The organism is Pseudomonas sp. NBRC 100443 (assembly GCF_030268185.1).
Classification (GTDB): domain Bacteria; phylum Pseudomonadota; class Gammaproteobacteria; order Pseudomonadales; family Pseudomonadaceae; genus Pseudomonas; species Pseudomonas citronellolis.
The window spans coordinates 1-344 of record NZ_BSQE01000082.1; the positions used below are offsets into that span (position 1 = coordinate 1).

At 61.9% G+C, this 344-nt stretch carries 1 protein-coding gene; it reads left to right on the top strand.

The window, feature by feature from the left end; translation table 11 throughout:
* The coding region (locus QSJ95_RS32630; RefSeq protein ID WP_285647898.1) for a transposase at positions 1-344 on the top strand (344 nt) is incomplete at both ends.

Genomic DNA, 344 nt, shown 5'->3' on the forward strand with positions numbered 1-344 from the left:
CCGGTGCATTGCAGCTTCAGCGCAGCCAACGTCAACGACATCGACGAAGGCCGGACGCTGGGTATCGAGCCACAGGCCACCTACGTATTCGACAAGGGCTATTACGACTTCAACTGGTGGGCGAGCCTGGATGCCCAGAAGGCCCGCTTCGTCACACGATTCAAGTCCAATGTGCGGCTCAAGGTCCTGGCCCAGCGCGAGGTTCCCCAGCAAGACCGGGAAACGATCCTGCGAGACGAAGAGGTGAACTTCTCCAACCGCAACCCAGGTGGCCGACGGCGTAATCACTACACCCAGCCCCTGCGGCGGATCCTGGTGAACCGCCCAGGCGATGAGCCGCCTCT